14 protein-coding genes are annotated in these 12,060 nt (G+C 64.8%); 10 read left to right on the top strand and 4 right to left on the bottom strand.

Translation table 11 applies throughout. The annotated features are described in order from the left end of the window. Positions 1–17 precede the first annotated feature (17 nt). Positions 18–152, top strand: coding sequence for a hypothetical protein (locus LFT43_RS02455; RefSeq protein ID WP_395800923.1), 135 nt, complete (start codon positions 18–20; stop codon positions 150–152). A gap of 5 nt (positions 153–157) precedes the next feature. Here LFT43_RS02455 and LFT43_RS02450 read toward each other — a convergent pair whose 3' ends face one another. Beyond that, positions 158–415 carry a metal-sensitive transcriptional regulator gene (locus tag LFT43_RS02450; protein ID WP_395800921.1) on the bottom strand — a complete coding sequence of 86 codons (258 nt, stop codon included), beginning with the start codon at positions 413–415 and terminating at the stop codon, positions 158–160. 118 nt (positions 416–533) lie between these two features. On the opposite strand from LFT43_RS02450, the gene LFT43_RS02445 reads away from it, so the two are divergent. From LFT43_RS02445 to LFT43_RS02420, 6 genes are all read left to right on the top strand, one after another. Then, positions 534–1,157, top strand: coding sequence for a rhodanese-like domain-containing protein (locus LFT43_RS02445; protein ID WP_395800919.1), 624 nt, complete (start codon positions 534–536; stop codon positions 1,155–1,157). After that, positions 1,154–1,912, top strand: a complete 759-nt coding sequence (locus LFT43_RS02440) for a sulfite exporter TauE/SafE family protein (protein WP_395800917.1) — start codon at positions 1,154–1,156, stop codon at positions 1,910–1,912. Before LFT43_RS02445 ends, LFT43_RS02440 begins: the two co-directional genes overlap by 4 nt. Positions 1,913–2,115: 203 nt before the next feature. After that, positions 2,116–2,412, top strand: coding sequence for a rhodanese-like domain-containing protein (locus LFT43_RS02435; RefSeq protein WP_395800915.1), 297 nt, complete (start codon positions 2,116–2,118; stop codon positions 2,410–2,412). Positions 2,413–2,440: 28 nt separating this feature from the next. Further along, positions 2,441–3,850, top strand: a complete 1,410-nt coding sequence (locus tag LFT43_RS02430; RefSeq protein WP_395800913.1) for a rhodanese-like domain-containing protein — start codon at positions 2,441–2,443, stop codon at positions 3,848–3,850. A gap of 92 nt (positions 3,851–3,942) precedes the next feature. Continuing rightward, complete coding sequence (locus LFT43_RS02425; protein WP_395800911.1) at positions 3,943–5,280, top strand: MFS transporter; 1,338 nt, start codon at positions 3,943–3,945, stop codon at positions 5,278–5,280. Between the two features lie 148 nt (positions 5,281–5,428). Beyond that, a complete protein-coding gene (locus LFT43_RS02420) occupies positions 5,429–6,001 on the top strand; it encodes a DUF2087 domain-containing protein (protein ID WP_395800909.1) in 573 nt (190 codons plus the stop codon). 10 nt (positions 6,002–6,011) lie between these two features. On the opposite strand, the gene LFT43_RS02415 is transcribed toward LFT43_RS02420, so the two are convergent. Beyond that, positions 6,012–6,806, bottom strand: a complete 795-nt coding sequence (locus LFT43_RS02415) for a carbon-nitrogen hydrolase family protein (RefSeq protein WP_395800907.1) — start codon at positions 6,804–6,806, stop codon at positions 6,012–6,014. 32 nt (positions 6,807–6,838) lie between these two features. On the opposite strand from LFT43_RS02415, the gene LFT43_RS02410 reads away from it, so the two are divergent. Then, positions 6,839–7,495, top strand: coding sequence for a GntR family transcriptional regulator (locus LFT43_RS02410; RefSeq protein ID WP_395800905.1), 657 nt, complete (start codon positions 6,839–6,841; stop codon positions 7,493–7,495). Between the two features lie 65 nt (positions 7,496–7,560). Here LFT43_RS02410 and LFT43_RS02405 read toward each other — a convergent pair whose 3' ends face one another. Beyond that, complete coding sequence (locus LFT43_RS02405) at positions 7,561–8,952, bottom strand: MFS transporter (RefSeq protein ID WP_395800903.1); 1,392 nt, start codon at positions 8,950–8,952, stop codon at positions 7,561–7,563. 146 nt (positions 8,953–9,098) lie between these two features. Here LFT43_RS02405 and LFT43_RS02400 point away from each other — a divergent pair, with 146 nt between their 5' ends. Together LFT43_RS02400 and moaA are read left to right on the top strand one after the other, a co-directional pair. Next, positions 9,099–9,785, top strand: a complete 687-nt coding sequence (locus LFT43_RS02400; protein WP_395800901.1) for a DUF2848 domain-containing protein — start codon at positions 9,099–9,101, stop codon at positions 9,783–9,785. Positions 9,786–9,906: 121 nt separating this feature from the next. Next, complete coding sequence (gene moaA, locus LFT43_RS02395; RefSeq protein ID WP_395800899.1) at positions 9,907–10,968, top strand: GTP 3',8-cyclase MoaA; 1,062 nt, start codon at positions 9,907–9,909, stop codon at positions 10,966–10,968. 38 nt (positions 10,969–11,006) lie between these two features. On the opposite strand, the gene LFT43_RS02390 is transcribed toward moaA, so the two are convergent. Further along, positions 11,007–12,023, bottom strand: coding sequence for a LacI family DNA-binding transcriptional regulator (locus LFT43_RS02390; RefSeq protein ID WP_395800897.1), 1,017 nt, complete (start codon positions 12,021–12,023; stop codon positions 11,007–11,009). Positions 12,024–12,060 lie beyond the last annotated feature (37 nt).

Below are 12,060 nucleotides of genomic sequence, written 5' to 3'. Positions count from 1 at the left end.
GGTAGCTGCCGACCGCAATGCGTGACCCGCTGATGGTTCTGCTCGGGGGCTCCATCGTTTGGGTGATAGTCCTCGCCATCGTGTGGTCCATCTTGCGCGACGAGGTCCTGCGCCGCTACCGGCTGCGGCTCGGCGCCGCTCTCGAGGGCTGACTCGGCTAGGCGAGGGAGAGGAAGAGCTTCTCCAGCTCTTTCCTGTCCAGGCTGGTGTCTCCGCGGACGATGCATTGCTCCAGGCCGCTGGCGATGATCGCAAAACCGGCCCGGTCCAGGGCCTTGGAGACCGCGGCGAGCTGGGTCACGATGTCCTTGCAGTCCCGGCCTTCCTCCAGCATGCGGGTGACCGCGGCGAGCTGGCCCTGGGCTCGCTTGAGCCGGTTGACCACCGGGGTCAATTCTGTTGGGTCAAGTTGCATAGGAGTCTCCGATCGGGATTACGCGTCCCATCCTATACCCCTAGGGGTGTCTTGCATACCCCATGGGGTATCTGTAATACTCGGTGGGGTATTCAGCCTGTGACTTGAAAGGACATCCGTGACTTCCCGCTCCCCTTCAGCCAGCCCCACCGTCACCGTCTTGGCCCCGGAAACCCTCGAAACCTGGTTCCGTGAACACCAGGACCTCGTGGTGATCGATGTACGGTCCGCGGCCGAGTTCGAGTCGGTGCACATCCGCGGCTCCTACAACGTCCCCTTGCCCCTGCTGTCCGAGCACACCGAGGAACTCGCCGCCCGGCTGGGCAGCCGCGTTGTGCTCGTCTGCCAGTCCGGAGCCCGGGCCGAACAGGCTCGCCAGCGCCTCGGAGGAGTAGGCCTCGGCACTGCGTATGTCCTCACCGGCGGGGTTCCCGCCTTCGCCGCGGCAGGCGGCGACGTGGTCCGCGGCAAGGACCGCTGGGACCTGGAGCGCCAGGTCCGCCTCGCCGCCGGTTCCCTCGTGATACTCGGGCTGGCCGGCGGAAAGTTCGTCTCACCCAAGGTCCGGATGCTCGCCGGCGCGATCGGTGCGGGCCTGACGTTCTCGGCCGCGACCAACACCTGCGCCATGGGCCGGGCCCTGTCGGCGATGCCATGGAACAAGGCCGCCAAGGAGCCCACCCGCGAAACGGCAATCCTGCAATTGCCGGTGGCCCCGGCCGGACAGAACCCGACGGCATGATGACCGCGCTGGCCCTGGGACTGTTCGTCGGCGTCGTGCTCGGCCTGGTGGGTGGCGGCGGGTCGATCATCGCCGTCCCCGCCCTCGTCTACGGCGTGGGTATGAGCCCGGCGCAGGCCATTCCCACGTCCCTGCTGGTGGTCGGCGCCTCGTCGCTGGCGGCCTTGATCCCGCGGCTCCGGGAGGGCATTAACTGGCCCGTGGTCCTGCTGATCGGCGCGGCCGGCATCCCGGCAGCCTGGGGCGGCACGGCCATAGGAAGGCTGCTGGATCCGAACATCCTCATGCTCGCGTTCGCAGCCTTGATGGTGATCGCCGGGATCCGCATGCTGACCCGCACCCGCGAAACCGACGGCTCCTGCAGCACCGGACCCAACCGGGCCTTCCGTACCTGCGCCCCCAAAGCCGTCGGCGTTGGACTCCTGGTGGGGTTCCTGACCGGACTCCTGGGCGTGGGCGGCGGATTCCTCATCACGCCGGCCCTCACGCTGTTCCTCGGACTGCGCATGAAACAGGCCGTCGGATCATCCCTGACCATCATCGTGATCAACTCCGTGGCAGGCTTCAGCGCCCACGCGGCTGGATTCACCATCGCGTGGCCGACCGTCCTGGCCTTCGCCATCCCGGCGATCCTCGGCTCACTCGTTGCCGCCCGGCTCGCCCGCCGGCTCAAGGAGAACCATGTACGCATCTCGTTCGCGGTGCTGATCTTCGCCGTCGCGGCCTTGGTCACGGCCAGCACCGTCACGGCCTGACAGACCGTCCCATACCCAAGGAGACCACCCATGGGCCTGATCAGCTCCCTGAAGAAAGCCTTCAACAAGCCCCACAAACGATCACCGTGGCCGAAGCCAAGGAACTCATGGCATCCGGCGCCACCCTGATCGACGTCCGGTCCACCCAGGAATGGCGCAGCAGCCGGGCGCCAATAAGAGCCGAACCTTAGAAGGAGAACCCCATGGCTGAAATCAGCGTCACCGAAACCGAGCAGCGCCGGGACACGGCCCGGATCCTGGATGTCCGCGAGGACTTCGAAGTCGCCGAAGGCATGATCCCCGGAGCCCTGCACATCCCCGTGGACCAGCTGCAGACACGCCTGTCCGAACTGGACCCGACAGTTCCCGTTATCGCCGTCTGCCGCAACGGCAACCGCTCCGCCCGCGTCGCCGACGCCCTCAACAGTGCAGGCTTCACCGCCGACACCATGGCTGGCGGCATGATCGCCTGGACCCGCGCCGGCCTCCCCACCACCTGACCCCCACGCTTGACGAAGGAGAGCACCAATGCTTATTGAGCGCATTTACGACGAAGACCTCGCCCAAGCCAGCTACCTGATCGGCTGCCAGGCCAAGGGCGAGGCTGTTGTTGTGGACGGCCGCCGCGACATCGCGGTGTACCGGGATCTGGCCGCGAAGAACGGCATGAAGATCGTGGCAGTCACCGAAACCCACATTCACGCCGACTACCTTTCCGGCACCCGCGAACTGGCCGCCGCGACCGGAGCGAAAATCTACGTCTCCGGTGAGGGCGGCCCGGACTGGCAGTACGAATTCGACGGCGAACGCCTGTACGACGGTGACAAGATCACGATCGGCAACATCAGCATCCAGGCGCTGCACACCCCCGGCCACACCCCCGAGCACTTGTCCTTCCTGGTGACCGACGGCGCCTTCAGCGACCAGCCCGGCTACCTGCTCTCCGGGGACTTCGTCTTCTCCGGGGATCTGGGACGTCCGGACCTCCTCGACGAGGCGGCCGGCGGCGTCGACACCCGGCTCATGGGCGCCAAGCAGCTCTTCGCCAGCCTGCGGGACAAGTTCCTGACCCTGCCGGACTATGTCCAGGTCCATCCCGGCCACGGAGCCGGCAGCGCCTGCGGCAAAGCCTTGGGTGCCATCCCTTCTTCCACCATCGGCTACGAACGGCTTTACGCCTGGTGGGGTCCCTACCTCGCCGCCAATGACGTGCAGGGCTTCATTAATGAGCTCCTGGACGGCCAGCCGGACGCCCACGCCTACTTCGGCCGGATGAAGCGCGAAAACCGCCAAGGACCGGCCGTCATGGGCGAACGCGCCCCTCTTGTGGAACTGGACATCGCCGACGTCGCCAAGGACCTCGCTGAAGACAAGGTGACCTTCATCGATACCCGGCCCAACGCCGTCGTGCATGAACGCTCCGTCACCCGCTCCCTCAACATCCCCGCCGGCAAGTCCGTAGCCAGCTACGGCGCCTGGGTTGTAAACCCCGAAGCGGACAGGAATCCCCTGGTTCTGCTGGCCGCGGACCAAGAGCAGGCCCAAGAGGTGCGGGATCACTTGGTCCGTGTCGGCATCGACAACGTCGCCGGCTACGTCACCGGATTCGAAGGCTTGCCCACGTTCACACCGCGGCTGATCCAGCCGTCCGAACTCGCCGGCTTCGATGAGGCGATGGTGCTGGATGTCCGTAACCGCACCGAGCACGCCGCCGGACACATCCCCGGCTCCCACCAGCTCAGCGGCGGCCGGGTCATGTGGCACCTGGACGAGCTCCCGGCCGAAGGCACCATCGTGAGCTACTGCCAGAGCGGAGTCCGGAACTCCGTCGCGGCAAGCGCCCTGCGACGCGCCGGTTACGACGTCGTCGAACTCGACGGCAGCTACAACGCCTGGGCAGCCTGGAACCAGGCGCGGGAGTCCGTTTCCGCCGACTAGTCCGGGCGGCAGGTGCAGAGAAATGATGGCGTAGGCGGCCGTCCGGACACCGGACAGCCGCCAACGCCTACCCCCGACAACTGGAGCCCAATATGACGTCCGGCAACAACTCCTCAACACACGGCCGCACCAGTCGGGGAGACCGTCCGCCGCGGAATAACGTCGCGCTGGGACTCCGGCAGAACCTGGCCCAGTTCATGCTCCTGGTCGCGGTCAATGCCCTGGTCGGCGGAACCCTGGGCCAGGAACGGACCGTCCTGCCGCTGCTGGCACAGGAGGTATTCCATCTGGACCTCTACACCTCCGCCCTGACTTACATCCTGGCCTTCGGCGTGGCCAAGGCCGCCACGAACTACGTCGCCGGCACCCTCTCGGACCGATACGGGCGCAAACCGGTCCTCGTGGCCGGCTGGCTCATTGCCCTCCCGGTCCCGCTGCTGCTGATCTTCGGGCCATCCTGGGGCTGGATCGTGGCGGCCAATGTTGTCCTGGGCGTCAGCCAGGGTCTGACCTGGTCCACCACTGTAGTCATGAAGATGGATCTCGTCGGCCCGTCCCGCCGTGGCCTGGCCATGGGCCTGAACGAAGCTGCCGGCTACCTCGGTGTCGCCGGCACCGCGCTGGCCACCGGTTACATCGCCGCGACCTACGGGCTCCGCCCAGGCCCGTTCTTCCTCGGGGCAGCCTTGATAGCCGTCGGCCTGGGGCTCACCGTGCTGACCGTGCGGGAAACGCACCACCATGCCAAGCTCGAAGGCTCCCACCACACCTCCGCCCATGCCGGAGCCCACGCGGAGCTGAGCAACCGGGAAGTCTTCACCCTCACCAGCTTCCGGGACAAATCACTGTCCTCCGTCAGCCAGGCCGGCATGGTCAACAACCTCAACGACGGCCTCGCCTGGGGCCTGTTCCCCGTCCTGTTCGCCGCCGCAGGACTCAGCATCGAGCGAATCGGCATCCTCGCCGCCGTCTACCCTGCCGTCTGGGGCGCGGGCCAGCTTGTCACAGGAGCGCTCTCGGACCGCATCGGACGCAAGCCCCTGATCGCCGGGGGCATGCTGGTCCAGTCCGCCGCTCTGGCCTTGTTCGCCACCGGACACAACTTCGGGACCTGGCTCGCCGCCGCCGTCCTGCTCGGGACCGGCACTGCCATGGTCTACCCCACCCTCCTCGCCGCAATCGGCGACGTCGCCCACCCCGTATGGCGGGCCCGGTCCGTCGGGGTTTACCGGCTCTGGCGAGACGGCGGCTTCGCCGTCGGCGCCTTGCTCGCCGGGTTCATCGCCGACGCCTTCGGCATCCCGGCGGCAGTAGGCGTCGTCGCCGCCCTCACCGGGGCCTCCGGCATCCTGGTTGCAATACGGATGCGAGGAACCGACCACAACCCCGAGACGACCGGCCTAGCCAGGAAGTCTCCAAATCTGGGATGAGTCGGGACAGCGGTTACACCCCGGTCGTCTGACCGAGGTGTTTTTGTTTGCCAGGGCCGGTGGCCCCGGGTCGAATCGACGATGCGGTCACACAAAATCTCTCCGCTGGCGGCGACGATTCGTTGCCTGCTGTGCCTATGCTGGGCCCATGGGGAGCGACTCATCGACGACGCCGGATGCGCGGCGCCTCCTCGCGGCGCTGGCGAACGCCGAGGCTCGGAGGGTCTTTGCTGAGATCAGCATTGGCACCACCCCGGGCGGCCCGCTCGCGCCAGGTAAACTCTCGCCAGCGAAACTCCAACGGGCGCTCGGGCTCCTGACCGAAGCGGGGCTCGTCGAGGCGGTGAAAGCCGAAGGCAATGTCCGCTACCGCATTCGCGAACATGCGTTCCGAGTCGCGTTGGCGACACTTTCACCCACGCCCCGCCGGTCCGGCGTCGAGCGCTTCTTGACGACGGACGGCCGGATCGATCGCTATCCCGCGCGGGAGGCAGAGCTACTCAAGCTTCTCGCTTGGGTAGCCGCGCGCATACTGAGCTCCAGCGAGCGTGTGGCGGAGCGAGAGCTGAACGAACGTCTGGCCGGGCTCACTGACGACGTGCCGATGCTCAGGCGACGCCTGGTGGACTACGGCGTGGTAATCCGCAAGCCGGATGGCTCGGCCTACTGGCTTGCCCTCGAAGACGGCGAAGACGGCGAGGACGGCGAGGACGGCCGCTAGTTTCCGCGGGCTAAAGATCCCGGGCATTCGCCAGAACTGGGAGCTTGCTCCGCACTCCTTCGACGATTGACGGATCAACGTCGACTATGGCAAGGTCCGGCACTTCTCCAAGGGCCGCCACCACGGCACCCAGTGGCGAGATGACGGCACTATGCCCTATGCCAGTAGGGGCCGTGCCGGTGGAGGGCAGTCCGACACTGGCGGGGTTGCCTTGGCCGCATGCCAGTACAAAGGTGGTGCTGTCCACGGCGCGGGCCCGCACCAGCAGGTCCCACTGCTCGGCTTTGCCTTCGCCGGCGCCCCATGACGCGCAGACGATGTTGACCTGTGCTCCTGCCCGGGCGTTGGCTGTGAAGAGGGCAGGGAAACGCACGTCGTAACAAGTGGCAAGGCCGAACACGGTGCCGTTGAGTTCGAAGGTTACGGGTGACGTGCCGGCGTCGACCGAATCAGACTCCGCAAAGCCGAATGCGTCAAAGAGGTGGATCTTGTCATAGGACGTGTCCACCCCGGGGCCGGTGACCAAAAGGGTATTCCGGACGCGTCCGCCCTCGCCGGGAGTGAACATTCCCGCCACGACGGCGATGTCCAACTCCCGTGCAAGGCTGCGGACCGCTGCGGCCCACGGTCCGTCCAGCGGTTCGGCGATGTCGGCCAAGCTGTTGCCGAAGGCGCGCATTGTCGCTTCAGGAAACACCACGAGTTCTGCCCCGGCGGCTCTAGCCCGCGTGGCGTATTCTCGGATCAGTTCCAGGTTGGCGGCAACATCGGCCCCCGTGATGATTTGGGCAACGGCTAAACGCATGAATTTACTCCAGATTGTTGTATACATAAAGTATGCGAAAAAGTTCGGGGACTGCGGCGTCCGGCCGCGAGAAGGCGTACGCCTATCTGCGTGAAAATATCCTGATCGATCCCGAAGTCCAAGGGAAGTTCTTGAATGAGCAGGAACTTGCCGCGGAGATCGGGGTATCGCGTACGCCGGTGCGGGAAGCGCTCCTGTTGCTCGTCTCGGATGGCCTGGTGGAACTGATTCCGCAGCGCGGAGCGTACGTCCCTCCGGTGACCGGCCGGGAAATGTCCGAATTGATGGAACTGCGCGGGATCCTTGAAAGCAACGCCGCCCGGCTGGTCATCAAGCAGGGCCGGGTCCCCGCCGGGGCGATGCAGGAAACCCTTGATCAGCAGGCAAGGCTTCCCGAGGACCTGAACCCGGACGCGGCCCGTGAGTTTATCCGCCTGGACACTTTGTTCCACCAACAGCTCATTGACGCGGCGGGCAATGAGCTCATCTCCCGGACGTACGGCAAGCTCCACGTGCGGCAGATTCTGGTGGGCGTGTCCGCGCTGTTCCGCACCGGGGGCCGGCGTGAGCAGGTGTGCGCCGAACACCAGGACATACTCGACGCCCTGATGTCCGGCGACGCGGCGAAGGCGCAGGAAGCCATTGACTATCACTTGGCAGTGACCCGGGACATCCTGCTCCGCACCTGAGAGCGTTTCTGTCCACGCAACGCAGCTGCGGGGATCTTTGAACGCATCACAATAACTCCGGACGGTCAGCGGGTTTCCGCGACGGCGGACTGCTGGCGTGCTGCGGCAGATCCCTCGAGCAGCAGGCGGTAGTCCTCGTCCTCCACGGTGTTGGAGTCCCGGCCAAGCGCCAGCCCCACTGCGGTGACAGCGGCAGCCACTGCCACGTAAATGGCCACCGGAATCCAGGTTCCGAACTGCGATAGCAGCAGCGTGAACATCAGCGGGGCGATGGCGCCCCCGATCACTCCGGCGAAGGTGTAGGCCAGCGAACTTCCGGTAGACCGGAGCCTGGGCGAAAACTGCTCCACGATGAAGGCGGCCTGCGGTCCATACATGAACGAGTGCGCCATGAGGCCCAGGACGATTCCCGCGATCAGCAGCGGCTCGTTATGCCCGCCCAGGATGCCGAAGAAGACGAACGTCCAGACAGCCCCTACCACTGCCGCGATGCCGTAGACCATGCGCCGATTGAAACGGTCGGATACGGCGCCGGCCAGCGGGATCATGAAGAGCTGGAACGCTGAGCCAACCAGCACGGCTGTGAGGACCTGGCTGCGTTCATAACCGAGAGCTTGGATTCCGTAGGTAAGGGTGAAAACAGTGAACAGGGCGTAAAGCACGTCGGGACCTACCCGGCACAGGGTGGCAGCGACGAGCGGCCGGAGCTCCTTGCTGAAGACCTCGCGGACCGGAGCGTTGGGCTGTTCGCCGTGGGCCTCTATCGCCTTGAAAATCGGGGTATCTTCAAGCTTCAGCCGAATCCAAAGACCGAACCCGACCAGCACAGCAGAGACAAGGAACGCGATTCGCCAGCCGAAGCTGATGAACTGCGCCTCGTTGAGGGCAAGCGTGAGAACGGCCAGAGTGCCGTTAGCCAAGAGGTTGCCGGCTGGCGGCCCAACCTGGGCCGCAGACGCCCAGAATCCCCGCCGATGGGGATCGCCGTATTCGCTGGAGAGCAGCACGGCGCCACCCCATTCGCCGCCGACTCCCACACCCTGGGCGAAGCGCAGCAACACCAAGATGATCGGCGCGGTGATGCCGATGCTGCCGTACCCGGGTAGCACTCCGATAAGCACGGTGGCGACGCCGATGATCATCAGTGTTGTCACCAGAACCTTCTTACGGCCGATGCGATCACCGAGCCGGCCGAAAATGATCCCTCCCACAGGACGGGACACATAGCCCACCGCGTAGGTGGAGAACGCCAGGATGGTCCCGGTCACGGGATCCGACGACGGGAAAAAGACGACGGGGAATACAACCGCGGCTGCGGCCGAGTAGACGGCAAAGTCGTACCACTCGAGTGCGGTGCCGGTGAGACTGGCAGCGAAGGCCTTGTACAGGCCTTTCGGATGTATGGGCTTGTCCGAACGCGGCGCTGCGCCGGAAGCCGGAACTGGGACGTTGGCCATGGGTTTCCTCCACAAGAAGTTTACGGTGACGCCTGCCACACTGGCGTTAAATGTATACATTACGCATACTGGATGTACATTGGCGACTGTTTCCGGTTTCCGGTTTGAAAATTTCTCCAGCAGGACACGCAAAGGATGGACAGAACATGACGACTCTGAGCTTTGAACTTCCCGATGGCACCATCAAGGACGTCCAGGTCAAGCACCTCTTGAACGCCGGCTACGCGGGGCGCGAGCAGGAAGAAGTGCAGGCCCACATAGCTGAGCTGGCCGAACTGGGCGTTCCCGGCCCAGCAACCACGCCTGCGCTGTACCCGGTGTCGCCCTACCTGGCCCAGCAGGTTTCGGAAGTCCGGGTCCAGCACAGTAGGACCTCGGGTGAAGCGGAATGGGCGCTAGTGATCACTGATGAGGACGTGCTTCTGACAGTGGCATGCGACCACACGGATCGCGAGCTCGAGGTCCACGGCGTGGCTTGGAGCAAGAACGCCAGCCCGGACGTGTTGGGGCGGAAAGCCTGGCGCCTGGATAGTGTTCGCGACCATTTGGACAAGATCACGCTCAAGAGCTGGGTGGGCGACGGCGAGACTCCGGACACCCTTATCCAGGACAGTTCGCTGGAGGCGCTCCTCAGCCCGGACTACTGGCTGGCGGTCCTCGCAGAACGCGGCCTGGACCAGCCGGGCACTGTCCTCATTTCAGGCACCGTTGCCATGAAGCATGGGGTTGATCAGTTTGCCCGCAGCTGGAAGGTGGAAATGACGGATCCCGTGACGGGCGCGTCAGTGGACGTCCAGTACGTAGTGGAGGAGATGGCCGAGCCAATCGGCTGAGTCCACCTTCCCTGCATTTCGGTCCACATCGCCGAGACGTCCATTGTGGGGGCCGGGGACCGGGCATACGCTGGGAGAGCCACAAGCGCTTGGCACTCCTACCGCGTTGAGAGGGCGCTGCATGGACGCCGATTCCATCACCGACACCTTCCACCGGCCCCTGCGGGACCTGCGGATTTCCGTCACTGACCGCTGCAATTTCCGGTGCGTCTACTGCATGCCCAAGGAAATTTTCGGCAGGGATTTCGTTTTCATGCCCAGGGACCAGCTCCTGACATTTGAGGAAATCACCCGGCTGTCGTCGATCGCCGTCGGGCACGGGGTGCGGAAGATCCGGCTGACCGGCGGGGAACCTCTGTTGCGGAAGGACATCGAGGAACTGGTCCGGATGCTGGCCTCGTTGCGCACTCCCGACGGGCTCGCACCGGACCTGGCCATGACCACGAACGGATCGGTCCTGGCCCAGAAGGCCCAAGCCCTCAAGGACGCCGGGCTGAACCGGGTAACGGTCTCCCTGGACTCCCTTCGCGAAGAAACCTTCCAGGCCATGAACGACGTCGGCTATCCGGTTGCCGAGGTCCTGCACGCCGCGGACGTCGCCCAGGCGGCCGGCCTGGGGCCGGTGAAGATCAACATGGTGGTCAAGCGCGGGACGAACGACCAGGACATCCTTCCCATGGCAAGTCACTTCAAAGGAACCGGGTTCATTCTGCGGTTCATCGAGTACATGGACGTCGGTGCCTCCAACGGCTGGAAAATGGACGAGGTGGTGCCCTCTGCCGAGATCCTGGCCCGGATCGGCGCGGTGTTCCCGCTGGAGGCAGTGGCACCCCACTACCCCGGCGAGACCTCGGATCGCTGGCGCTACGCGGACGGCAGCGGCGAAATCGGGGTCATTTCCAGCGTGACCCAGGCCTTTTGCCGCGGCTGTACGCGGGCCCGGCTCTCCGCCGATGGCAAGCTGTTCACCTGTCTCTTTGCCACGGCCGGCACCGACCTGAGGGCGCTCCTGAGGGGCGGCGCGTCCGACGTCGAGCTTTCGACGGCGTTGTCCGCCCTCTGGGGCGCCCGCACGGACCGCTACTCGGAACTGCGCGGTGCCCGCACACCGCGAGGCGGCCCCCGCACACCTAAAGACCCCGCCGCGGCACACAAGATCGAGATGTCGTACATCGGCGGATAGCCGAGCGCACCTCGAGGGTCTCGAGAGGCGGCCGAGCGCTAGGCGCGCTGGCTGCTCCGTCGAACAACAAGCTCCGGCATGAACACGACCTGTTGGTGTTCGTGTTCGGGCCCATTGTCGATTTCGTCGAAAAGGAGTTCGGCCGCGCGTTCGCCTATGAGTTGCCGTGGCTGCCTGATGGACGTGAGAGGAATGCTTGATTGGGAGGCGAAGTCAATATCATCGAAGCCAACAATCGCGATGTCCTCGGGTACCCGCAGTCCGTTCTCGGTAAAGGATTGCAGGAGCCCGAGGGCGAGTTGGTCGTTGGCGGCAAAAACGCCGTCAGGGCGTGTGTCCGGCGGCAGCTTGTTGATCAAGTCTCCAACGTGGCGGCCGCGCTCGAACTTCAGGTTCGGCGTTTCAAACAACTGAAGCCGGACGCCTGCCGCCTCAGTTGCCGCAAGTGCACCATGGTAGCGATCGTCAACCTGTTGAAGGGTAAACGGGCCCCCAACAAAGGCTGGACGCGTTGAACCGACGCTCAAGAGGTGCTCCATCGCGGCCCTCCCGCCCGCTGCGTCATCGACTGAAACTGAGCAGAAGTGGCCGGCGCCCGCGAGTCGATCCACGAGGACTGAAGGTATGCCCCGGGAGCGCATGACCTCAAGACGCTTGATGACATCCCCCAAGGGAGTAATCAGGATGCCCTGGACACGCTGTTGTTCAAAGAGGTCAAGGTAGGACTGTTCCCGGACGCTGTTTTCCGCGCTGTTGGCCAGGATGAAGGAGTGTTTGTGGGCATCCGCTACGTCCTCGGCTCCTAGCGCCACATCGGTGAAGAAGGGGTTCCGCACATCGAGAACCAGCATGCCCAAGCTTCTGCTGGAACCGGACCGCAGGCTTCTGGCCGATTCGTTACGCACGAAGCCAAGCTGATCGATTGCGGCCAGAACGCGGTTCTTCTTGTCGGCCGAGACCTGCTCGGGTTTGTTCAAGACATTTGACACGGTACCGACGGAAACCTGGGCCAGGACGGCGACATCCTTCAGCTTGGCGCCCAGGTTGTTCGGCACGTTGATCTCCCGCTATATGAATCGAATCAATAAGTGA

This window comes from Arthrobacter sp. FW306-04-A (assembly GCF_044358315.1).
GTDB lineage: Bacteria > Actinomycetota > Actinomycetes > Actinomycetales > Micrococcaceae > Arthrobacter.
Note: the sequence above shows the minus strand (reverse complement) of the source record. Positions and strands in the feature narration are given on the sequence as shown.

Coding starts and splice junctions, on each gene's coding strand:
- moaA (WP_395800899.1), top strand. CDS start 9,907: ATGGACGCCGATTCCATCACCGACACCTTCCACCGGCCCCTGCGGGAC.
- LFT43_RS02435 (WP_395800915.1), top strand. CDS start 2,116: ATGGCTGAAATCAGCGTCACCGAAACCGAGCAGCGCCGGGACACGGCC.
- LFT43_RS02430 (WP_395800913.1), top strand. CDS start 2,441: ATGCTTATTGAGCGCATTTACGACGAAGACCTCGCCCAAGCCAGCTAC.
- LFT43_RS02405 (WP_395800903.1), bottom strand. CDS start 8,952: ATGGCCAACGTCCCAGTTCCGGCTTCCGGCGCAGCGCCGCGTTCGGAC.
- LFT43_RS02425 (WP_395800911.1), top strand. CDS start 3,943: ATGACGTCCGGCAACAACTCCTCAACACACGGCCGCACCAGTCGGGGA.
- LFT43_RS02450 (WP_395800921.1), bottom strand. CDS start 415: ATGCAACTTGACCCAACAGAATTGACCCCGGTGGTCAACCGGCTCAAG.
- LFT43_RS02420 (WP_395800909.1), top strand. CDS start 5,429: ATGGGGAGCGACTCATCGACGACGCCGGATGCGCGGCGCCTCCTCGCG.
- LFT43_RS02400 (WP_395800901.1), top strand. CDS start 9,099: ATGACGACTCTGAGCTTTGAACTTCCCGATGGCACCATCAAGGACGTC.
- LFT43_RS02415 (WP_395800907.1), bottom strand. CDS start 6,806: ATGCGTTTAGCCGTTGCCCAAATCATCACGGGGGCCGATGTTGCCGCC.
- LFT43_RS02410 (WP_395800905.1), top strand. CDS start 6,839: ATGCGAAAAAGTTCGGGGACTGCGGCGTCCGGCCGCGAGAAGGCGTAC.
- LFT43_RS02440 (WP_395800917.1), top strand. CDS start 1,154: ATGATGACCGCGCTGGCCCTGGGACTGTTCGTCGGCGTCGTGCTCGGC.
- LFT43_RS02455 (WP_395800923.1), top strand. CDS start 18: ATGCGTGACCCGCTGATGGTTCTGCTCGGGGGCTCCATCGTTTGGGTG.